A 20,189-nucleotide genomic window follows, 5' to 3' on the forward strand; every position below is an offset into this window, starting at 1 on the left:
GGATCACCTGGTGCCGTAGTTGTAGAGCGGCTGGTTGGGTGGGGTGAGCGAGGGTGAGGCCACATTGACCACCGCGACGGAGGCTCCGACCGCCAGCAGGGCTCCTATTGCCAGGGCCACGAGAAGTCGCAACACGAAGCACTCCCTTCCTTCCGGTGACGCGGTGTGCCGAGACTAGAACGTGTTTCGTCTTGAATCCATAACATTGGTCAAACCGTGATAAAGCAAGTTACCCTCCGGTACATCATGAAACAGCCGGTCAACGCCGCAGCAAGCGCAGCTCTTCGCCGTCGAAGACCGTTCGCCAACCGGGCGGCGCGGACGGGAACCCGTTCTCGCCCGCGGCCATGAGGAGGTATCTGGCGGGCAGCTCGCCGTAGGCGTGGGCGGCCAGCAGGTCGCCGGCGCGGCGGTTCAGCGGGTCCTCGCCGCGCACCCGCAGCCGGCCGCCGCTGGGCAGCCCGACGAGCAGCGTGTCGTCCCAGAGCACCCGGCGCCGGAACAATTTGGTCGCGGGGTCGAGCACCACCCGCCCGCCGTTCCAGGCGAAGGCCCGGTGGGCGCCCCAGGGCAGCGACACCAGCGCCCCCGGCGCGGGGTCGCCGTCCACGATGCGCCTGACCGCCGTCCACTCCGCCGGGTACGTCACCGCCTCCAGCCGTCCGAACGCGCCCAGCGCGAACGTCGGCAGGGCCAGCACCGGGGCCAGCACCCCGACCAGCGCGGGCGCCCCCGACCTCAGGACCGAGGCCAGGCCGACCGCCGTCAGCAGGGCCAGCGGAGCCAGGTAGACCTGGCCGTCGCGCAGCGGCCCGAACCCCGGCCACAGGGCGATGAGCCATTTGAGCGCCTCCCGTCCGGCCTGGAACGCGCCCAGTCCGGCGACGCAGAACCCGGCCGCCGCCGCCACCGCCAGTCCGCCCCACCAGGCGGGCCGTACAGGGGCCTGGCGGAGGCGGGCGTAGCCGTACAGGCCGGCGAGGACCAGGAGGAGGCGCGCGGTGGCCGTCCACCACGACTCCTGGCCCGGCAGCCCGGCCTCGGCGTTCCAGATGCCGCCGAGCGAGAGCAGGCTGCCCAGCACGCCGAAGGGCCCGTCGGCGCGGGCCGCGAACGCGTCCGCCCCCGCCGGGTCCGTCACGGCGCCCGAGCCGAGCGCGGGCACCGCCCACGGCAGGCTGTACGCGACCAGCACCCCGGCGGCGACCGGCACCCTGCGCCGGGCGACGGCGATCGGCATCAGGACCAGCCAGGAGACGAGCATCGCCTGGAACCCGCCGACCGCCGCCGGCAGCAACGCCACCCCCAGCCGCCCGCACCGCACGAACCCCGCCCGAAGCACCTCCCGCGACCGGGGAGCCGGGCGAAGGGACTCCGGCGGGCCATCGCCGCGGGTCTCCCGAGTGAGCGCGCGGATGGCCCACGGCAGCCCCGCCACGCCCAGGAGCAGGGCCCACTGTCCGAGCATGAGCCGCTGGGCGAGGTAGATGTTCCAGGCGTAGAACGCGGCGGCCACGAACCGGGCGAGCCCGCGCTCCCCCGGCACCAGCGCCGCCGCCCCGCTCGCGGCCAGCACGAACACCGCGACCAGGGCCGCCTTCTGCACGATCTCCACAGGCAGCGCCCTGGACAACAGCGCCACGACCAGGTCGCTGGGCACCGCCCGGGGGAACCCGCCGCGGTCGGGCCACAGCGGCGGATCGGGCACGAAGAGCAGGTCGTACCGGAGCACCAGCCCCCACCCCAGCGCCGGCCCGAGCGCCAGCACCGCCAGCCCGAGTCCCAGCGCCGCGGGCCCCCAGCGGCCCGCACGGGCTTCGCGCACCGTGACACCGCCTCTCCCTCGCGCCAGGACCGACAATCCGGGCACAAGGGAGAGTAGCCGCCGATGCCTCACATGTGTTACTTGCCCGGCTCGGGGTCCCGGGGCAGGCCGAGCATGCGCTCACCGATGATGTTGAGCTGCACCTCGGTGGTGCCGCCGTAGATGGTCATGGCCCTGGTCGCGAGCACCGCCCGGTTCCAGTAGCCGGCGTCGCCGAGCTTCATGTCGGCGGCCACCACGGCCTTGGCGCCGAGCAGGCCGACGGCCGTCTCGGAGACGTGCTGGGCGTGCGAGGTGGACAGCAGCTTCCGTACGGACGCGTCGGCGCCCGGCTCGGTCCCGGCGAGCTGCTTGAGCGTGACCCGCAGCGACAGCGCGTTGATCGAGTGCCCTTCGCACACGACCCCGGCCACCTCCTGATCCTCGGCCGGCGTGAGCTCGCGCCCGAGCCGCCCGATCAGCCCGAGCAGGTCGGGCACGGACGCGCCGGTGCCGCCCGATCCGGACGAGAGCGAGACGCGCTCGTTGGACAGCGTGTTGCGGGCGACCTTCCAGCCGTCGCCGACCTCGCCCACGACCAGGTCGTCCGGGACGAAGACGTCGTCGAGGAAGACCTCGTTGAACAGGTTCTCGCCGGTCATCTCGGTGAGCGGCCTGACCGTGACGCCGGGGGCCTTCATGTCCACCAGGAAGTACGTGATGCCCTCGTGCTTGGTGCCCTCGGAGGAGTTGCGGGCGATGCAGATGCCCCATTCGGCCACATGGGCGACCGACGTCCAGATCTTCTGGCCGTTGAGCCGCCAGCCGCCCTCGACCTGCTCCGCCTTCATCTGCAGCGAGGCCAGGTCGGACCCGGCGCCCGGCTCGGAGAAGAGCTGGCACCAGATCATCTCGCCGCTGAGCGTCTTGGGCAGGAAACGTTCCTGCTGCTCGGGCGTGCCGTACACGGCGATGGACGGCACCACCCAGGCGCCGATGATCATCGCGGGCAGCCTGACCTTGGCGGCCTTGAGCTCCTGGGCGATGAGCACCTGCTCCAGCGGCTTGGCCGCGCGGCCCCACGGCCTGGGCAGGTGCGGCATGACGAACCCGCGCTCGGCGAGCGCCCGCTTCTGCTCCTGGCCCTCAAGCCGGGCGATCTCCGCGATCTCGGCGCGGATGCCCTCCCGCAGCTCCTCGGCCCCCTCGGGCAGGTCGATCTCCATCTCGCGGCCGACGCCCTGGAGGGCGAGCGCGGTCACGGAGGCGGCCCACTCGGCCGACGGGCCGAGCAGCGCGCGCAGGGTGAGGGCGCGCCGGTAGTAGAGGTGCACGTCGTGCTCGTAGGTGTAGCCGATGCCGCCGAACGTCTGGATCGCGTCCTTGGCGCACTGGACGGCCGCGTCGGGGGCCATCACACCGGCGACGGCGGCGGCGTACTCCAGCTCGCGGCCCTCGGCCCTGGTGGCGTCCCAGACGGTGGCGCGGGCCTGCTCAAGGGCGACGAGCATGCGGGAGATCTTGTGCTTGATGCCCTGGAACTGGCCGATCGGGCGGCCGAACTGCTCGCGTACCTTGGCGTAGGCGGCGGCGGCCGTGACGCACCAGGAGGCCAGCCCGGCGGCCTCGGCGCCGAGCAGGATCGCGGCCAGGTTGAGCACGTCGGGGCTCTCCACGCCGTCGAGCACGCGCTCGGCGGGCACGCTCACCTCCGACAGCTCCACCTTGGCCACCGGCCGGGTCAGGTCGAGCGACGTGACCGGCGTGACGGTGACGGCGGCGGCGTCGACGGCGATCCACTCCTCGCCCTCGGACGTGGTCACCGGCAGCACCAGCACGTCGGCCAGCGAACCGGCGAGCACCGGGTCGGCCGTCCCGGAGACGACCAGCGAGCCGTCGTCGGCGCGGGCGCCGGTGAGCGAGCCGGACAGCGCGACGGCGCCCGTCAGCGTGCCGTCGGCGAGGGCTTCGAGCAGGTCGTGCCGCTTGCTGGCGTGGATGACCGCGCTCGCCAGCACGGTCGGCACGTACGGGCCGGGGGCCAGCTTCTCGGCCAGCGCCTCGACGGCGACGGCCGCCTCAAGCAGCCCGTAGCCCGAGCCGCCGGACTCCTCGGGCAGGTGCAGGCCGAGCAGCCCCTGCTCGGCCAGGCCCGGCCAGAAGGGCGGACGCTCGTCCGACCCGGATCGCAGCAGCTCCGAGGGGATGTTCCGCTCGGCCCAGCCACTCACCGAGTCGCGGAGCGCCTCGTGCTCCTCGCTCAATCCGATCGCCATTGCTCATCCTCCAGCCAGGTCAAAGTCCACGCCTGATGCCCAGAACCATATTCTAGAGCATGCTTCTGGCCTAGAGGGGCCGCACCTGCTGGACGAGTGTGTTCAAATCAGCCCATCGCGCCTTGTTCTTCTCGGGAATCGAGGCCATCAGCATCGCCGGCTTGGTCTTGCCCACCTCGACGATCGTCACCATGGCCTGGGCGGTCTCGGTCTTGCCGCCCGAGACGTACGTGACCTTGTAACCCAGCGACCAGCCCTTGCCGACCGGCACCTTCCTGGACCCGGTCCAGGAGGTCAGCGTGGCGCCCGCCGGATACTGCGTACGCAGGGTCCAGCGGACCGCGCGGGTGGCCATCTCGCGGTAGTCGGCGTCCTTGGAGGGCTTCTTCTCCGGGGCGTCGCCGGGGAACATGGCCGAGGCGATCACGGTGTGCGGCACCGCGACCTTGCCGATGCGCTGGGCGACGGTGAACGGCGCGAACGACTTGGCGTCCCAGGGCGCGGCCAGACGCGGGTAGCTGATGCCGCTCGTGCGGTCGGAGATGATCCCGCTCACCACGGACGCCTTGCCCGGCAGCGTGGGGAACGCCTTGCTCTCCGGCACCGGAGGCAGCACGACCGGCGTCTCACTGGGGGTCGGCGAGGCGGTCGGGGTGGCGGTCGCGGCCGGCACGGGGGCGACGGAGACCGGCGTCCCGGCGGAGTCGTCGCGCGTGGGCACGTCGCCGGAGAACACCACGAAGACCAGCAGCACCGCCACGACGGTGACGAGGATGGCGCCCGCCAGGTACACCACGCGGATGGGGATGTCCCCGATGCCGCGCTGGTGCGGCTTGGTGACGACCGGCGTCACGGGACCGCCGGGGCCCGGCTCGGGCGACCTGGGCGCTCCTGGGGGCCACACCTGCACGGGCTGATGCTGCGGCGACCTCCCCTGCCCCTGCCGGTTCCCACCCTGGATCTGCCGGTTTCCCCCCTGTTGCGGCTGCGGCGGGCGACCGTGCGGGCCGAGCGGTCCCAGCGGACCCGACGGAGGGTGCGGCCCGGGGTGAGAGTGCGGCCCGGACGGGGGCTGCGGGCGCGGCTGCGGACCCGGCGGCGGCCCCGACGGCGGGCGCGGTTGAGGCCCCGACGGGGGCCCCGGGTACGGGCGCGGCTGCGGGCCCGACGGCGACTGAGCAGCCGGCCGAGCGGGCGGCTGAACGGGCGGCTGAACGGACGGCGGGCCGGGCGGTGTGCGAGGCGGGGCGGGGCGGGCGGCCTGGGGGCCGGACGCCGGCTGAGGAGCGGGCCCGACCGGCTGGGACGCCCCCGGCCGAGGAGGGCGCGGGATCTTGACCGTTTGCTCGGCAGGCGGCACGACGACCTTGCGGAAAGGTTGGGTGTCCTGTGCTGATCTCTCGTCGCCGACGTCCGCCATGGCCTTGAGATTACGTCACCGCAGAGGAGGATAATTCCTCTATTCCCCCAGCAGAATCTAATTCTGTATGGTCTGCGGACATGAGGGGTTTCTACGAGATCGCAGCCGACGATCCAGACCGTCCCGCCCTGCTGGGCGACGAGGGCGCGACCTACGGCGAACTGCTGGGCCGGGCCAACCGCGCCTCCCACGGCCTGGTCGCGCGCGGCGTCCGGCCTGGCGGCGCCGTGGTGACCGTGCTGAAGAACGGGCTCGACGCCCTCACCATGATGCTGGCCACCTACCAGATCGGCGCCTACCTGGTGCCGGTCAACTGGCACTTCACGGCCGAGGAGATCGACTACATCATCGCCGACTGCGGCGCCGACGTCGTCGTCTCCCCCGGCGCCCTCACCGTCGCCGACCTGACCGACGGCCACCCGGACACCGCCCCCGAGCACCGCCGGGCCGGCTCGATGATGCTCTACACCTCCGGCACCACGGGCCGCCCCAAGGGCGTGCGCCGCCGCCTGCTCGACCTGACGCCCGAGGACCTCTACCCCATCCTGATGCGCAAGAGCTGGCGGCACTTCGGCCTGCCGTCCGACGGCGTGCACCTGGTGTGCTCGCAGCTCTACCACTCGGCCCCCTACGGCCAGGCGATGATGGCGCTGCAGTTCGGCCACACGATCGTCGCCCCTGAACGGTTCGACGCGGCCGAGGCCCTGGAGCTGATCGAGCGGCACCGGGTGACGAACGCGTTCATGGTGCCCACGATGTTCCACCGGCTGCTCGCCGTACCGGACCGGGACAGGTACGACCTGTCCTCCCTCACCCACCTCTACCACGGCGCCGCCCCCTGCCCGCCCGCCACCAAGCAGGCGATGATCGACTGGCTCGGTCCCGTCCTGTGGGAGTACTACGGCTCGACGGAGGCGGCGGTGGCGACCATGGTGTCGTCCCGGGAGTGGCTGGAGAGGCCGGGCACGGTGGGCAGGGCCCTCGACGGGATGGCCTTCACGATCATCGGCGACGACGGCCACGAGGTGGCCCCCGGCGAGCCCGGGACGGTCTACATCGGCGGCATCAACCGCTTCGAGTACCACGGCGACCCCGGCAAGACCGCCTCGGCCATGCGCGGCGCCGCCTACACCCCGGGCGACGTCGGCTACCTCGACGCCGACGGCTACCTGTTCCTGCTGGACCGCAGGACCGACCTGATCATCTCGGGCGGCGTCAACATCTACCCCGCCGAGATCGAGGCCGCGCTGCTCGAACATCCCTCGGTGGCCGACGTCGCGGTGATCGGCGTACCGGACCCCGAGTGGGGGCACAAGGTCGTGGCGCTGGTCCAGCCCGCGCCGGGCGTGGCGGGCGGCGAGGCGCTGACCGAGGAACTGCTGCGGCACTGCGCGCCCCGGCTGGCCAGGCTGAAGCACCCCCGGCTGATCGAGTACCGGGAGTCGCTGCCGCGCACCCCGACCGGCAAACTGAGCAGACGCGACGTCCGGGAGGCGTATCTTTCCCGCTGAGCTGGGCAGAGACCTCCCCATGAGGGAGATCGTCGCGGGGCTGGCAGCCGTCGCACTGCTCACCGCCTGCGGGCCGTCCTCGTCCACCTCGACGTCGACGGTCTCGCCGGCCACGACCACGCCGGGCTCGCCGTCGCCCACCTCGGAGGCGGCGCCGGGGAGCGCGCCGCAGTCGCTGGAGAGCGCGTACGAGCGGGTCATCACGGATGTCCTGCCGTCGATCGTGCAGATCAACACCAAGGTGGGCCTGGGCTCCGGCATCGTGTACGACACGGCGGGTCACATCGTCACCAACGCGCACGTGGTGGGCCAGGCGACCGAGATGAACGTCACGATCGCCACCGGCGGCGCGCCCCGCCCGGCCAAGCTGGTCAAGGCGTTCGGCGCCGGCGACCTGGCCGTGATCAAGGTGGAGCAGCCCGACGGGCTGCGCCCGGCCAGGTTCGGCGACTCGGGCAAGCTGCGGGTGGGCCAGATCGTCCTGGCCATGGGCAATCCGCTGGGCCTGTCGGGCAGCGTCACGAACGGGATCGTCTCGGCGCTCGGCCGTACCGTCAGCGAGCCCCAGAACCCCGAATCACCCGGAGCCACCATCAGCGGCGCGATCCAGACCTCCGCCGCGATCAACCCCGGCAACAGCGGCGGCGCGCTGGTCAACCTGGCCGGCGAGGTCATCGGCATCCCGACGCTCGCCGCCACCGACCCCCAGCTCGGCGGCGGGGCCGCGCCCGGCATCGGGTTCGCGATCCCGAGCAACACGGCCACCGACATCGCGGCCCAGATCGTGAAGAGCGGCAAGGTCACCAACAGCCACCGGGCCGCGCTCGGCATCCGCGGCAGCACGGTCATCGGCGCCACCGGGCAGCCGAGCGGCGTGGGCGTGGCGAGCGTGGAGAAGGGCGGCGGCGCGGAGAAGGCCGGGATCCGGTCCGGTGACGTGATCCTCTCGATCAACGGCAAGAAGACCGCGACCATGGCCGCGCTGGCGGAGGAGGTCTCCGCCTACAAACCCGGCGACCAGGTCAAGGTGGAGATCCTGCGGGCCAACGGCGGCACCCAGACCGTCACGGTGACGCTCGGCGAACTCAAGGCCGAGTGACGGGCCCGGCGGCCTCAGGGCCGAGTGACGGGCCCGGCGAGCTCAGGGCCGAGTGACGGCCCGCCCGCGCGTGGCCGTCACTGGCGGGCCGTGAAGACGATCTCCACGCGCCGGTTCTTCGCCCGGTTCCGTTCCACCGGCTTGCCCTCGACCAGGTTGGGCAGCTTGGGCCGCGTCTCGCCGTAACCGGCGGCCTGGAGGGTCACGTTCCCGCCGCCGAGCACGGGCCCGAGTGCCGCGCGCACGGCCTGCGCGCGCCGCCGCGACAACACCAGGTTGTACGCGTCGCTCCCCTGGTCGTCGGTGTGCCCCTCGACCCGGACGACGCCGCCCGCCCCCTCCGCCTCGACCTTGGCGGCCACGTCCGCCAGCCGCTTCCTGGCCTTGGGCGTGAGCCGCCACTTGTCCAGCGCGAACAGCACGTCGCTGGTGAGCGCGACCGTCACCTGGCGGCCCTGCTTGATCTCGCTCTCGGCGCCGTCCATGGACTCGACCTCGCCGAGGATGTCCTCGACCGGCAGCACCAGGTCCTCGACCGGGCCGGTGGCGTCGGCCGGGACCGGGGAAGGCGCCGGCGTCAGGACGAGGGCCAGCGTGAGGCTAAGAGAGCGGAACATCGGTGAGCACACCCAGCATCGGCATCTCGACGTTGACCTTCGTGACCTCCGGCGGCGGCGCGGCGAAGACCGCGTACAGTGTGCTGGCCTCCCCGCTCTCCAGGAACTGGCCCTGGGTGCCGGAGCAGACGCACTTGGCGTCCGGGCCGGTGCCGTTGCGGGCGACGCGGTAGCGCTTGGCGTTCACCGGGTCGATCAGGGAGACGTTGGCGACCGTGTAGTCGAGCGTGGCGGTGCCCAGGCCGTTGTGCAGGTTGACCTTGCCGTCGGTGGCGGTGATCGTCCAGTTGAGTGTGACGGTTCTGCCCTGGCGCTTGAGCGCGGTGATGTCGACGCGTGCCTTGCCGTACTGGTCGCCCGAGCCGACCTTGGCCTCGCGGGTGGCGATGACCTCGTCCTGCTGCGGCGGCGCGCTCTGCGGCGCTGTGGGGGCGGTGCCGGCCGCCGTCTCCTTGGCGGCGGTGGTGGCCGCCGGCTCCTTCGCGGCGCTCTGCGGCTGCCCGCCCGGCAGCATGCCGCACCCTGCCAGGACGACGGCCGCCCCGGTCAGCACGATCGTCTTTCGCATCTGAAGATCACCTTAATGCTCGGAAAAGACCCAAGTCAGACACACTAGCCCGGATTACTCATTTCGGACCGGAAAAAAGGTAATCAACCGGCCGCGGACGACTGGGTCAGCCGATAGCGGGAGGGCGGGATGCCGTACCGGTCCACGAACGCCTGGCGCAGCGTCTCGGCCGTCCCGAAGCCGCAGCGTGCGGCGATGGCGGACATGGGCAACGAGGTCGAGGCCAGCAGGTGCGCCGCCCCCTCGGTACGGGCCCGCCGCACGAACCTGCCCGGCGTCTGCCCCAGATGCCGGAGGAACAGCCGGGTCAGGTGGCGTTCGCTGACGCCCGCCGCGGCGGCCAGCGTGGCCGCGGTGAGGTCGGCGGCCAGGTTGGCGGAGATGTGCTCGACGGTCCGCCTGACCAGGCTGTCGGCGGGCGCCGGAGGGCTGACGAACATGCTCATCTGCGCCTGGTTCCCCGGCCGTTGCAGGTAGGTGACCATGCCGCGGGCCACCGTCCTGGCCAGGTCGGCGTCGTTGTCCTCCTCGACCAGGGCGAGCGTGAGGTCGAGCGCGGCGGTGACCCCCGCGGACGTGGCCACCTCGCCGTCGCGGACGAAGATCGGCGCGGGGTCCACGGTGACGCGCGGGTAGCGGGCCGCCAGGTCGGCCGCCTCCCGCCAGTGGGTGGTGGCGCGCCGGCCGTCGAGCAGCCCCGCGGCGGCCAGCACGTATGCGCCCGTGCACACCGAGGCGACCCGCCTGCTCTCCCGTGCCAGCCTGCGGACATGGCCGACGACCAGCGGGTTCGCGGCGGCGTCCACGTGACCGATGCCGCCGGAGACGATGAGCGTGTCGAGCGGCCCGGTGATCCGCTCCAGCGCGAGCTGGGCCTGGAGGACCAGCGCGCCGGCGGTGGTGACGGGATGGCCGCCGGGGGTGGCCAGCCGCACCTGGTAGTACGGTGAGGCGCCGTGCCAGTTGGCGTTCTCCAGCGTCGAGGTGACGCAGGCGATGTCGAGCAGCTCGGCCGCCTCGTAGGCGACGACCACGACCCGCCGGTACTCCATGGCCACGACTGTAGGTCCGGAAGACAAAGAACCCAACTTTCCGGACATGTACGACCTCGCCCCCTCCGCCGCGCGCCCCCGCCCGGCCACAGTCGGAGCATGACACCGACACCTCCGCCGCCCTCGACCCCCTCGCCGCCCTCGACCCCCTCGCCGCCCTCGACGCCCTCGATGCCTTCCGTGGCCGGACGCCGCTGGTCGAGGTTCGCCCTGCACTACGTGGAGATGATCGTCGCCATGTTCGCCGGCATGTTCGCGCTCGGCGCCCTCCAGTCGGCCGTCGGCCTGTCGGTCTCCCACGAGGAGTCGCCGGAGCTCGCGTACCTGATCATGGCCGTCGACATGTCGGTGGGCATGGCCGCTTGGATGCGCTTCCGCGGCCACCGCTGGCCTTCGACGCTGGAGATGTGCGCGGCGATGTTCGTCCCGATCGTCCCGCTCTATCCGCTGCTCTGGCTCGGTGTCATCGACGGGGGCGTCCTGATGCTCGTGGCGCACGTCGCGATGTTCCCGCTCATGCTGGCCGCCATGCTGCGCCGCCTCGACGAGTACGCCGGCTGCGCCCACTGACCCGGTGGCGGAGGATTCCGCGCCGACCGGAGTCCCTAGGATGCCGCCATGTCGCGTTTCGAGACCGTGACCCTGGTCTTCGCTCCCCCCGACGTGCTCTTCGACACGTCACTGTCGGTCGAGACCCACACCTCGTCCATGGCCGGCTCGTCCGAACGCGCCGTCGCGGGCGTCACCACGGGGCTGCTCGGCCCTGGCGACCAGGTCACCTGGCAGGCCAGGCACTTCGGCCTCACCTGGCGGATGACCTCGACGATCAGCGCCTGGGAGCGGCCCGCGTACTTCGTGGACGAGCAGGTGTCCGGCCCGTTCCGCCACTGGCGTCACGAACACCGCTTCGAGGCGGCTCCGCATGCGGGCGCCACCCTCATGACCGACATCGTGGACTTCTCCGCCCCCGCCGGTCCCCTGGGCCGCCTGGCCGACCTGCTGGTCCTCCGCCGCCACATGACCCACCTCATCAACCTCCGCAACCACCACATCAAGACCACCCTCGAGCGTTGACCCGCTCCGCCGAACCCCCGCCGCCCGGCGTTCATCCAACACATGGGCCACGGCTGCCACGAGGAACGGAGACCGGCGTGCGCACGGAGATCGAGAACGACGGCCCGCCCAGGAGCCCCGGCCCGGCCGCCGCGAAGCCGGTACCGGTCCTGGCCCACCTCGCCGCCGCCTGGGCGGTGGGATCGGTCTTCCTGCCGACGGCGGGGGCGGTCCTGCCGGCCATGTTGTTCGCCGGTGGCGAGGCCGTGTTCCTCGTCCTCGCCGCACTGGGCGTGGCGGCGATCCTGGGCTACCTGGTCATCGTGATCAGGGCCACCCGGGACGTGTCGGTCCTCGGCGCGACCCGCGGCGGCCGGCTGCTGTGGGCGCTGCTCGTCATGGGCCCGGGAACCGCCGGATGGGCACTCGGATGGGCGGCGACCGACGCCGCCGGCCTCGGGGTGAGCCGCGACGCGGCGCTGGCGTTCCCGCTCGGCGGCGTCCCGTACGCCCTGGTGGCCGGGGTGCTCGTACGCGGGTGGCGCCACCGCGCGGTCGCGCTCGTGCTGAGCGTGGCGCTCCTGGCGGCGGGCGTGGCCGTGCTGCGCCAGGAGCCCCCGGACGAGCTGGAGGCGCGGCTGGCGGCACGCAGCGTCCACCGGGAGACCGCGTACGTGGTCGCCATCCCCGGCTACCGGCCCGACGACAACGCCTACGGCGGCGGGCTGGGCGGCTCCGGCTTCGCACCCGCGAACCCGGCCTCCGTCCCGCCCGACCGGTACATCACGATCGCCGCGTACGACCGGCTCATGGTGGGCGAGGACATGTGCGGGCAACCCACCGCACTGGACGCCCATCTGCCGGTCGGGTCCTGCACCGCCGAACCCGGCGGCCTGGTCTACCGGCGGGGCCCGGTGGAGCACGGCTACCAGGTGCGCGTGGGCCGCCGGTACGTCGCCGTGGTGGGCAGCGCGGCCGTCGGGCACGCCCTGCTCCGGTCGGCCGCCCGGAGCCTGCGCCCGGCCACGGCCCGCGAACTGGGCGACCAGGAGCAGACCGGCGACTACTACGCGGCCAAGATCCCGGGCTACACCCCACAGCTCACGGGCATCCCGGCGGGCCTGATCTACACGCCCGCCGACCACACCGGCAACGGCGCGCAGACCGTCCGCATCACGATGTACGTGAGCTACGCCGGCGGCGAGGACGTCTGCTTCCTCACCAAGGAGTGCACCCCCGCCGGCTCCGGCCTCACGTACGTCCGCAAAGAGGACACCCACGGCTACGCGGTGCGCCGCGGCACGGTGACCGTCCAGGTGCTCGGCGGCCTGCGGGTGGACGCGAGGCTGCTGCGCCAGGCCACCCTCGACGCCCGCCCGGCCACCGACGACGAGCTGCGCCGCGCCCTGCCGCCGCTGGAGCCGAGCACCGGCCTGGACCGCTTCCGCCGATGGCTGCGCGCCCTGTAGACAGCAGAACGCCTCCGACCCGCCGAGGTCTCGGCAGATCGGAGGCGTTCTGGTCACGTGGAGGTGGCGGGAATCGAACCCGCGTCCTTCAACCCCAAGTCAGGGCTTCTCCGGGCGCAGCCTGTTGTGCTTTTCTCAGCCCCGGCGATCACACAGGCGAGTCGCCGACGGGCTCAGCCACTGTTTGATTTCCCGATCCCCCCCGTGGCCGGGTCGATCGGTTGAGCCTTCTAACGATGCCAGACACCGGGCCGAAGGCGCTCCCGGGCTGACAGAGGTTTCGCTACTTAGGCAGCGAGGGCCAGGGAACCCTGGCCGACCTCAGTGCGCTTGGAATTGGCACTTATTGTTTTGCGGTCACAGGATTAACGAGGTTATGTCCGCAGTCCTCGGCCCGCTTCACCTGGCTTGCAAGATCGAAGTCGAAGCCAGTCACCCCCTGTGCAGTTGTCAACACGCCTCACGCGGAGGCGAGCAACACTGAATCTACAGGGGACAACGCCCCCAACGCCAACTTAATTCCGGCATGGCGAAACCCCCGGGAGCGCGGCACAGCAGCACGCGCTCCCGGGGGCCGACCGGCAGGGTCGAGCCGGTCCGGACGGCAGGACTTCCCCCGAGATGAAGTCCTGATCTCATCACGGCGACTGAGTCCGCAACCCCCCGAGCGGGCCCAGTCATTCAGTAAGACGCAGCCGCCGGCCGGAATGGTTGCTCGGCGTCACAAGATTTTCACGCAGGGTCACGAAGGCCCGAGAAGAAGCTGCCCGCGACGGCCGCCGCGTCGTAGTTCTTGGCCAGGACGGCGATCGCCACGTCCCCCTGCCAGCCGACGAACCAGGTCATGGGCTTGTCCTGGCTGCCCGCCGTGGCGCGGACGCCGTAGACCCTTCCCCGGCCCGCCTGGGCGGGGCTGCCGACCGCCCCGGCGCGCATCATCGCGGTCAGCGCGGTGCGCACCTTCGGGTCCATCGGGACGGGGTCCGGCTGCCGGGCCGGGACGACCTCCGCCGCCGGATCGGGCGACTTGGGGTCGGTCACGAGCACCGGCGGACGCCAGGTGCCCGAACCCACCGCCGCCGCGACCAGCGCCATCGACAGCGGGCTGACCTCGACGTTCTGGCCCGCGATGGCCCTGGCCTTGTCGGCGTCGCTGGACAACTCGGGCATCGCCCCGCTGAACGACTTCAGCGGCAGCCGCCACGGCAGCCCGATGCCGAACGCCTTGGCGCTCGTGGCCAGGCCGCCGGCGCTGGCCCGGCGCGCCAGCGAGGCCAGCGCGGTGACGCAGCCCTTGGCGAAGTTGTCCTGGAACGTGGCCGACGAGCTCACCCCGGCGGCCTGGCTGGTGTGCACGAACTTGGCGCCGCCCACCGTGCGCTCGGCCGGGCAGGCCAGCCGCTGCTTGGTGCTGACGCCGCCCTTGATCAGCGCGTCGGCGGCCACGATCGAGAAGGCCGTGCCCGCGGGGAACCTGCCCGCCAGCGCGTCCTTCTCCTGGTTGAGCCCACTGGTGCCGACCGCGAGGATCTCGCCGGTGTCGCGCTGCACGGCCACCAGCGCGCTGGTGGCCGTCTCGGCCACCGCCTTCTCGGCCGCCGCCTGGATGTGGCTGTCGATCGTGGTCTTGACCGAGACGTTCTGGCGGCCCGGCCACTCGCGCAGCTTGGCCACCTGCTTGCCGGTCTTGAGATCGAGGGTGATCACCTTGGTCTCGGTGGAGCCGGTCAGATAGTCCTGGTACGCCTGCTGCAGGCCGCTCTGGCCGACCGAGTCACCGGCCCGCTGGGGGCCGCCGAGCTTCTGCTCGTCCTCGGGGGTGAGCGCGCTGACCTTGCCGACGATCTGCTTGGGCGCGGCGGGGTCGATGGGCTGCGGCTGCGGGTCGGTCTGGATGCCGGCGATGCCGGCCAGCCTGGACTTCATCGACAGGTAACGCGAGCGCCCGAACGTGACCAGCGGCACGAACTTGTCCGGCGGCGAGGACCTGATACGGCTGAGCAGCCGGTCCTGGGCGTAGCCGGTGATCGCCGACAGCTTGGCCACGACCTCCTCGGCCCGGTCGCCCAGCGCGGACGGCACCACGCCGACGACGTAGACGTAGAGCTCGTTCTGCAGGGGATCGTCGGACCGGTCGACCACCGGCTGGCGCGGCTTGGGGTTGGTCTCGACCGCGAACCGCTGGCCCTCCTTGAGCTGCGGGTGCAGCACCGACGGCGACCAGCGCACCTTCCATCTGCCGTCGACCAGGTGCAGCGGCAGCGAGCCGTCGTACTCCCAGAGCGGGGTGTTCTCCCCCAGGTCGACCTCGGCGCGGAAGTCGGCCTTGGACTCCTCGCCGTCGACGCTGACACTCTTGATCCTGAAGCGGAACGAGGCCGCGTCGAGCTCCAGCTTGGCGTTGGCCAGGGCCTTGCCCACCGTGGCCGGGTCGCCGTCGGTGCGGCCCGCGGCCAGGGCGTAGTCCTCGGACTGCCAGCCCACGAGGAAGTCGCGCACCGCGTCGTGCGGCGAGGACTCCTCGAAACAGCCGGTCAGGGTCATGCTCGCGACCGCCAGCGTGACGGTCGCGGCAAGGGTGCGGCGGGCGCGTGTCATCGGTTAGAGTGCCGCCGCTCTCATCGGCTACGGTGCCGCAGGGCCCGCGCCATCTCCCGCTTGGCCTGCTGCTCGGCCAGCGACTGCCGCTTGTCCCAGTCCTTCTTGCCGCGGGCGATGGCGATCTCGACCTTGGCCCGGCCGTCCTGGAAGTACAGGACCGTGGGGACGATCGTGAGGCCGCCCTCCTTGGTCATGGCGGCCAGCTTCTCGATCTCCTTGCGGTGCAGCAGCAGCTTGCGCTTGCGGCGGGCGGCGTGGTTGGTCCACGTGCCCTGCGTGTACTCGGGAATGTGCACGTTGAGCAGCCACGCTTCGCCACCGTCGATGCTGGCGTAGCCGTCGACGAGCGAGGCGCGGCCCTCGCGGAGCGACTTCACCTCCGTGCCCTGGAGCACGAGCCCCGCCTCGAAGGTGTCCTCAAGGTGGTAGTCGTGCCGGGCCCGCTTGTTCTGGGCGATGACCTTCCGCCCGGTCTCACGTGGCATGCTTCGACCTTACCGGCGATTCCTCACACCCTGAGGTATCGGCGGAGCGTCACGAACGAGGCCAGCACACAGATCACGACGCCGATGCCCATGGTGAGCGTGATGGTCCGGGCCACCGCGTCCCAGCCGAGCTGGGCCGTGCCGCTGCCGAAGTAGCCCGCGATCTCCTCGAAGAGCATGACCTTGGTCACGATCAGGATGACGGCCGCGAAGACGCCGCCGATCAGACCCGCGATCACGCCTTCCATGACGAACGGGAGCTGGATGTAGAGGTTGGACGCGCCCACCAGGCGCATGATCCCGGTCTCCCGGCGCCGGTTGAACGCCGACAACCGCACCGTGTTGCCGATCAGCAACGCCGCGGCCAGCACCAGGATGATGGCGACGGCCAGCGCGTAGAAGGACAGCTTGTCGAGCATGTCGAAGAACTTGCCGATGAGCTGCTTGTGGTCCATCACCTGGGACACGCCCGGCTGGCCCTTCACCGCCTGGATCACCGGCTGGTAGTTGTCGGGGTCGACCAGCTTCACGCGGAACGACTGCGGCATGTCCTCGACCCTGGTGGCCTGGACGAGCGTCGGGCTGCCCTGGTACGCCGTCTTGAAGTTGTCGTACGCCGTGGTCTGGTCCTCGTAGAGGACCTCCTTGACGCCCTGGAGGCTCTTGAGGCGGGTTTCCAGCGCCTTGGTCTGGGCGGGCGTGACCGCCTTGCCGTTGCACTCGGGGATCGCGGTGCCCTTGGTGCACAGGAAGACCGAGATCTCGACCTTGTCGTACCAGAAGCCCTTGAGCATGGAGACCTGGGCGTTGATCATCAAGCCGACGCCCAGCATCGCCATGCCGACGGCCACGGTGATGACGACCGCGATCGTCATGGTGAGGTTGCGACGGAGGCCGATCCAGACCTCGGAGAAGATGAAGTTCGCCCGCATGTTCTGTCTGCCGCTCCCTGTCAGTACGCCTGGCCGTACACGCCACGCGACTGGTCACGGACGATCTTCCCGTCCTCCAGCTCGACGACGCGTTTGCGCATGGAGTCCACGATGGCCGCGTCGTGCGTGGCCATGACGACCGTGGTGCCAGTCCGGTTGATGCGGTCGAGCACCTTCATGATGCCGATGCTCGTCGCGGGGTCGATGTTGCCCGTGGGCTCGTCGGCCAGCAGGATCATCGGCCGGTTGACGAACGCTCGGGCCATGGCGACACGCTGCTGCTCGCCGCCGGACAGCTCGTCGGGCATGCGGTGCGCCTTGCCCTCCAGGCCGACCAGCTCGATGACCTCGGGCACGACCTTGCGGATGAACCGCCTGGGCTTGCCGATCACCTCTAGGGCGAACGCCACGTTCTCGTAGACGTTCTTGTTCGGGAGCAACCTGAAGTCCTGGAAGACGCAGCCGATGCGGCGGCGCAGGTGGGGCACCTTGAAGTTGGAGAGGCGGGCCAGATCCTTGCCGGCGACGTGGATCGCCCCGGAGTTGGGCCGCTCCTCCTTCAGGACCAGACGCAGGAATGTGGACTTGCCTGACCCCGAAGGGCCGACGAGGAACACGAACTCGCCCTTGTCCACGTCGACGGAGACGTGGTCGAGAGCGGGCCGGTTCTGGTTCGCGTAGACCTTGGTGACATTATCGAAATGGATCACGAGAGCATCACGGCATGCCAGTCTAGGGGTCAGGACGGAAGCGAGGGTGGCACATGCCCATTCCCGCCGCCGGCCGATCGGGGGCGCCGTCTTTACTGATGATCGACGTTCCGATTGGCCAGACGACAGTCTAGGGGGAAGACTGGCATGGAACGTCCATAACGGAAACAAAACGATTGTGCGGCTACACTTGGGGCTGTCATGAGTTGTGAACACCTCGTATGCGCGCAGTGCGCCCACCCCGTGATCGAGGGCCGCTGCCCCCTCTGCCGAGCCAACAGGGAGCGGATGCACAACCACGGCTTCGCCGGATTGTCACCCGCCCTCGTCGTCGTCCTGCTCCTCGTGCTGCTCTTCGCGACGCTGGTGCTCAGGCACCTAGTCGGTGCCTGACTCCTGCCGGCGCATCCAGCGGATCTCCGACTCGATGAACCCGTCGATGTCGCCGTCGAGCACCGCCGACGGGTTGCCCGCCTCGTTGCCCGTGCGCAGGTCCTTCACGATCTGGTACGGGTGCAGCACGTAGTTGCGGATCTGCGTGCCCCATGACGTGGTGGTCGCGCCACGCAGCTCCGACATCTTCTCCGCCTCCTCCTGCCGCTTGCGCTCCAGCAGCTTGGCCTGGAGCACGTTCATGGCCGAGGCGCGGTTCTGGAGCTGGGAGCGCTCGTTCTGGCAGGACACCACGATGCCGGTCGGGATGTGCGTGATGCGCACCGCCGAGTCGGTGGTGTTGACGCCCTGGCCGCCGGGGCCCGAGGAACGGTAGACGTCGATGCGCAGATCGTCTTCGATGATGTCGATGTGGTCGGTCTGCTCGACGACCGGCACGATGTCGACGCCCGCGAACGAGGTCTGGCGACGGCCCTGGTTGTCGAACGGGCTGATGCGGACCAGCCGGTGGGTGCCGTGCTCGCCGCGCAGCGTGCCGTAGGCGTAGGGGGCCTTGATGGCGAACGTGGCCGACTTGATGCCGGCCTCCTCCGCGTAGGAGGTGTCGTAGACCTCGGTGGAGTAGCCCTTGCGCTCGGCCCACCGCAGGTACATGCGCAGCAACATCTCGGCCCAGTCGGCGGCGTCGACGCCACCGGCCTGGGAGTTGATGGTGACGAGCGCCTCGCGGGCGTCGTACTCGCCCGACAGGAGCGTGCGCACCTCAAGGGCGCCGATGTCGGACTTGAGGGACTCCAGCTCCTTGTCGGCCTCGGCGCGCGTGTCGTCGTCGCTTTCCTCGGCCGCGAGCTCGTAGAGCACCTTCAGGTCGTCGAGACGGCGCGCGACGCCGTCGACACGGTTGAGCTCGCCCTGAAGATGGGAGAGCTTGCTGGTGACCTTCTGCGCCTGCTCGGGGTCGTCCCACAAGTCTGGGGCGGCAACCTGCTGCTCCAGCTCCTCGATCTGCTTGCGCATCGCGTCGAGGTCGAGCACGTCCTGGATGCTGCGGAGCGTGTTCGCGAGCTCGTTGATCTCTTCTGCCGGATCGATGCCTGCCACGTCTCCCTAGGGTACGCGACCCTCGCGTGCACGAATAACATGGCGAGGTGCGCGCATACGGTCGGGGGAAGATGCTGGCGCTCGCCGTCGGCGTGCTGGCCGCGGCGACCGCGTGCACAGGCCCTGCTCAGACGTCCCCCGGAGTGTCGCAGGGGAAGGCGTCCGCCACGGGCTCGGCCAGCCCCTCGCCGTCCGCGCCGGCCCCCGCCGTCACGCGTCGGGAGGCGGCCGAGGCGATCGCCGAGATCCTGCCCACCGACGACGTGCTGCGCGTGGAGAGCCTGGTGCCGGGGCGGCTCGCGCTGGACAGCGACCTGGTCCGCGACGGGCAGTTCGCGCTCACGCAGGCCGCCTACGAGTCCACCGGCGACCGTCCGCCGCGCTACACGTGGGGCTCGCCGACCCTCTACGTGCCCAGGTTCGCCCAGGGCGAGCGGGCGCCCTGGTTCAGCGCGCTGGTGACGCGCAACGGGCAGCCGACGCTGCTGACGTTCGCCAAGAGCGGCGAGGACTGGCAGCTCAGCTCGGCCGCGCAGCTCCTGCCGGGGCAGCGGCTGCCGCAGGTCGAGCTCGACGCCGACGGCTACGCCACGGCCCTGACAGCCGACGACAAGAGCGTCACCATCAGCCCCCAGTACATGGGCCCGGTGCACGCCAGCGTGGCCGAGACCGGATCGGCCGGGGTGACGGCGGGTCTCCTGGCCGACGGGCCGTACACGACGGAGGTGGCCAAGCAGATCGCCACCGACCGGGAGAAGGCCAAGAAGGACGGGTTCAGCTACGACTCGATCTTCAGCGCCGACAACTGGCCGGTCTACGCGCTGCGCACGTCCGACGGCGGCGCGCTGATCCAGTACTCGCTGTCGCGCAACACCTCGACCCGCACCGTCGCCAACAACACCTACATCATCCCGGTGCCGCCGGAGGCGAGCTGGGCCATCTCGGGCTCCTCGGTGCGCCGCAGCCTCAAACTCACCGAGGTCCACCAGTACGCCACGGCGGTGCCCCCGCTGACGGCCCCCGCCGCCGCCCGGGTCGTCGCCCACGACGGAGCCCTCACCCGCGCCAGCGGCGAGTGAGAGCCCCGTCGGGCCGTTC

Annotated in this window: 19 protein-coding genes and 1 other RNA gene; 7 read left to right on the forward strand and 13 right to left on the reverse strand. The window is 71.1% G+C overall.

Annotated features, from left to right (window positions below):
- Positions 1-3: 3 nt before the first annotated feature.
- The 4 genes from ACIHAD_RS02595 to ACIHAD_RS02610 all read right to left on the reverse strand — a co-directional run bounded on the left by ACIHAD_RS02595 (position 4) and on the right by ACIHAD_RS02610 (position 4,990).
- On the reverse strand, positions 4-135 hold the full coding sequence (locus ACIHAD_RS02595; RefSeq protein WP_260477562.1) for a hypothetical protein: 132 nt from the start codon (positions 133-135) through the stop codon (positions 4-6).
- A 124-nt stretch (positions 136-259) separates the two neighbouring features.
- Positions 260-1,825 (reverse strand): hypothetical protein, encoded by a 1,566-nt coding sequence (locus ACIHAD_RS02600; RefSeq protein ID WP_397352564.1) that lies wholly within the window; start codon positions 1,823-1,825, stop codon positions 260-262.
- Positions 1,826-1,902: 77 nt separating this feature from the next.
- Positions 1,903-4,080 carry an acyl-CoA dehydrogenase gene (locus ACIHAD_RS02605; protein WP_397352565.1) on the reverse strand — a complete coding sequence of 726 codons (2,178 nt, stop codon included), beginning with the start codon at positions 4,078-4,080 and terminating at the stop codon, positions 1,903-1,905.
- A 70-nt stretch (positions 4,081-4,150) separates the two neighbouring features.
- Positions 4,151-4,990, reverse strand: a complete 840-nt coding sequence (locus ACIHAD_RS02610) for a hypothetical protein (protein WP_397352566.1) — start codon at positions 4,988-4,990, stop codon at positions 4,151-4,153.
- A 590-nt stretch (positions 4,991-5,580) separates the two neighbouring features.
- Here ACIHAD_RS02610 and ACIHAD_RS02615 point away from each other — a divergent pair.
- Positions 5,581-7,011: an AMP-binding protein gene (locus tag ACIHAD_RS02615; protein WP_397352567.1), complete on the forward strand. Its 1,431-nt coding sequence runs from the start codon at positions 5,581-5,583 to the stop codon at positions 7,009-7,011.
- 19 nt (positions 7,012-7,030) lie between these two features.
- Positions 7,031-8,110 carry a S1C family serine protease gene (locus ACIHAD_RS02620; protein WP_397352568.1) on the forward strand — a complete coding sequence of 360 codons (1,080 nt, stop codon included), beginning with the start codon at positions 7,031-7,033 and terminating at the stop codon, positions 8,108-8,110.
- 77 nt (positions 8,111-8,187) lie between these two features.
- Here ACIHAD_RS02620 and ACIHAD_RS02625 read toward each other — a convergent pair whose 3' ends face one another.
- The 3 genes from ACIHAD_RS02625 to ACIHAD_RS02635 all read right to left on the reverse strand — a co-directional run bounded on the left by ACIHAD_RS02625 (position 8,188) and on the right by ACIHAD_RS02635 (position 10,347).
- Positions 8,188-8,727, reverse strand: coding sequence for an OmpA family protein (locus ACIHAD_RS02625; RefSeq protein ID WP_397352569.1), 540 nt, complete (start codon positions 8,725-8,727; stop codon positions 8,188-8,190).
- Positions 8,711-9,295: a lipoprotein gene (locus ACIHAD_RS02630; protein WP_397352570.1), complete on the reverse strand. Its 585-nt coding sequence runs from the start codon at positions 9,293-9,295 to the stop codon at positions 8,711-8,713. Before ACIHAD_RS02630 ends, ACIHAD_RS02625 begins: the two co-directional genes overlap by 17 nt.
- 83 nt (positions 9,296-9,378) lie before the next feature.
- Positions 9,379-10,347 (reverse strand): GlxA family transcriptional regulator, encoded by a 969-nt coding sequence (locus ACIHAD_RS02635; protein ID WP_397352571.1) that lies wholly within the window; start codon positions 10,345-10,347, stop codon positions 9,379-9,381.
- A gap of 99 nt (positions 10,348-10,446) precedes the next feature.
- Here ACIHAD_RS02635 and ACIHAD_RS02640 point away from each other — a divergent pair, with 99 nt between their 5' ends.
- From ACIHAD_RS02640 to ACIHAD_RS02650, 3 genes are all read left to right on the forward strand, one after another.
- On the forward strand, positions 10,447-10,917 hold the full coding sequence (locus tag ACIHAD_RS02640; protein ID WP_397352572.1) for a hypothetical protein: 471 nt from the start codon (positions 10,447-10,449) through the stop codon (positions 10,915-10,917).
- 48 nt (positions 10,918-10,965) lie between these two features.
- The gene (locus ACIHAD_RS02645; protein ID WP_397352573.1) at positions 10,966-11,421 is read left to right on the forward strand and encodes a cyclase; all 456 of its coding nucleotides are present in this window, start codon (positions 10,966-10,968) and stop codon (positions 11,419-11,421) included.
- Between the two features lie 77 nt (positions 11,422-11,498).
- Positions 11,499-12,869 carry a hypothetical protein gene (locus ACIHAD_RS02650; RefSeq protein ID WP_397352574.1) on the forward strand — a complete coding sequence of 457 codons (1,371 nt, stop codon included), beginning with the start codon at positions 11,499-11,501 and terminating at the stop codon, positions 12,867-12,869.
- Between the two features lie 55 nt (positions 12,870-12,924).
- Here ACIHAD_RS02650 and ssrA read toward each other — a convergent pair.
- From ssrA to ftsE, 5 genes are all read right to left on the reverse strand, one after another.
- Positions 12,925-13,309, reverse strand: a transfer-messenger RNA (tmRNA) gene (ssrA, locus tag ACIHAD_RS02655).
- A 292-nt stretch (positions 13,310-13,601) separates the two neighbouring features.
- Positions 13,602-15,467, reverse strand: coding sequence for a penicillin-binding transpeptidase domain-containing protein (locus ACIHAD_RS02660; protein ID WP_397352575.1), 1,866 nt, complete (start codon positions 15,465-15,467; stop codon positions 13,602-13,604).
- Positions 15,468-15,487: 20 nt separating this feature from the next.
- The gene (gene smpB, locus ACIHAD_RS02665; RefSeq protein WP_397352576.1) at positions 15,488-15,955 is read right to left on the reverse strand and encodes an SsrA-binding protein SmpB; all 468 of its coding nucleotides are present in this window, start codon (positions 15,953-15,955) and stop codon (positions 15,488-15,490) included.
- A 23-nt stretch (positions 15,956-15,978) separates the two neighbouring features.
- Entirely contained in the window at positions 15,979-16,887 is a 909-nt protein-coding gene (gene ftsX / locus ACIHAD_RS02670; RefSeq protein ID WP_397352577.1) for a permease-like cell division protein FtsX, read from the reverse strand.
- A 20-nt stretch (positions 16,888-16,907) separates the two neighbouring features.
- Positions 16,908-17,597 carry a cell division ATP-binding protein FtsE gene (gene ftsE / locus ACIHAD_RS02675; RefSeq protein WP_020541427.1) on the reverse strand — a complete coding sequence of 230 codons (690 nt, stop codon included), beginning with the start codon at positions 17,595-17,597 and terminating at the stop codon, positions 16,908-16,910.
- 201 nt (positions 17,598-17,798) lie between these two features.
- Between ftsE and ACIHAD_RS02680 the strand changes: the two genes are divergently transcribed.
- Positions 17,799-17,990 (forward strand): hypothetical protein, encoded by a 192-nt coding sequence (locus tag ACIHAD_RS02680; RefSeq protein ID WP_397352578.1) that lies wholly within the window; start codon positions 17,799-17,801, stop codon positions 17,988-17,990.
- On the opposite strand, the gene prfB is transcribed toward ACIHAD_RS02680, so the two are convergent.
- Positions 17,976-19,091, reverse strand: a complete 1,116-nt coding sequence (gene prfB / locus ACIHAD_RS02685) for a peptide chain release factor 2 (protein WP_397352579.1) — start codon at positions 19,089-19,091, stop codon at positions 17,976-17,978. The genes ACIHAD_RS02680 and prfB overlap by 15 nt on opposite strands.
- 47 nt (positions 19,092-19,138) lie before the next feature.
- On the opposite strand from prfB, the gene ACIHAD_RS02690 reads away from it, so the two are divergent.
- Positions 19,139-20,170 (forward strand): hypothetical protein, encoded by a 1,032-nt coding sequence (locus ACIHAD_RS02690; RefSeq protein WP_397352580.1) that lies wholly within the window; start codon positions 19,139-19,141, stop codon positions 20,168-20,170.
- Positions 20,171-20,189 lie beyond the last annotated feature (19 nt).

It is taken from the genome of Nonomuraea sp. NPDC052265, from assembly GCF_044547985.1.
Taxonomy (GTDB): Bacteria; Actinomycetota; Actinomycetes; order Streptosporangiales; family Streptosporangiaceae; genus Nonomuraea.

Coding starts and splice junctions, on each gene's coding strand:
- ACIHAD_RS02635 (WP_397352571.1), bottom strand. CDS start 10,347: ATGGAGTACCGGCGGGTCGTGGTCGTCGCCTACGAGGCGGCCGAGCTG.
- ACIHAD_RS02615 (WP_397352567.1), top strand. CDS start 5,581: ATGAGGGGTTTCTACGAGATCGCAGCCGACGATCCAGACCGTCCCGCC.
- ftsX (WP_397352577.1), bottom strand. CDS start 16,887: ATGCGGGCGAACTTCATCTTCTCCGAGGTCTGGATCGGCCTCCGTCGC.
- ACIHAD_RS02625 (WP_397352569.1), bottom strand. CDS start 8,727: ATGTTCCGCTCTCTTAGCCTCACGCTGGCCCTCGTCCTGACGCCGGCG.
- ACIHAD_RS02660 (WP_397352575.1), bottom strand. CDS start 15,467: ATGACACGCGCCCGCCGCACCCTTGCCGCGACCGTCACGCTGGCGGTC.
- ACIHAD_RS02680 (WP_397352578.1), top strand. CDS start 17,799: ATGAGTTGTGAACACCTCGTATGCGCGCAGTGCGCCCACCCCGTGATC.
- ACIHAD_RS02640 (WP_397352572.1), top strand. CDS start 10,447: ATGACACCGACACCTCCGCCGCCCTCGACCCCCTCGCCGCCCTCGACC.
- ACIHAD_RS02645 (WP_397352573.1), top strand. CDS start 10,966: ATGTCGCGTTTCGAGACCGTGACCCTGGTCTTCGCTCCCCCCGACGTG.
- ACIHAD_RS02630 (WP_397352570.1), bottom strand. CDS start 9,295: ATGCGAAAGACGATCGTGCTGACCGGGGCGGCCGTCGTCCTGGCAGGG.
- ACIHAD_RS02620 (WP_397352568.1), top strand. CDS start 7,031: ATGAGGGAGATCGTCGCGGGGCTGGCAGCCGTCGCACTGCTCACCGCC.
- smpB (WP_397352576.1), bottom strand. CDS start 15,955: ATGCCACGTGAGACCGGGCGGAAGGTCATCGCCCAGAACAAGCGGGCC.
- ACIHAD_RS02605 (WP_397352565.1), bottom strand. CDS start 4,080: ATGGCGATCGGATTGAGCGAGGAGCACGAGGCGCTCCGCGACTCGGTG.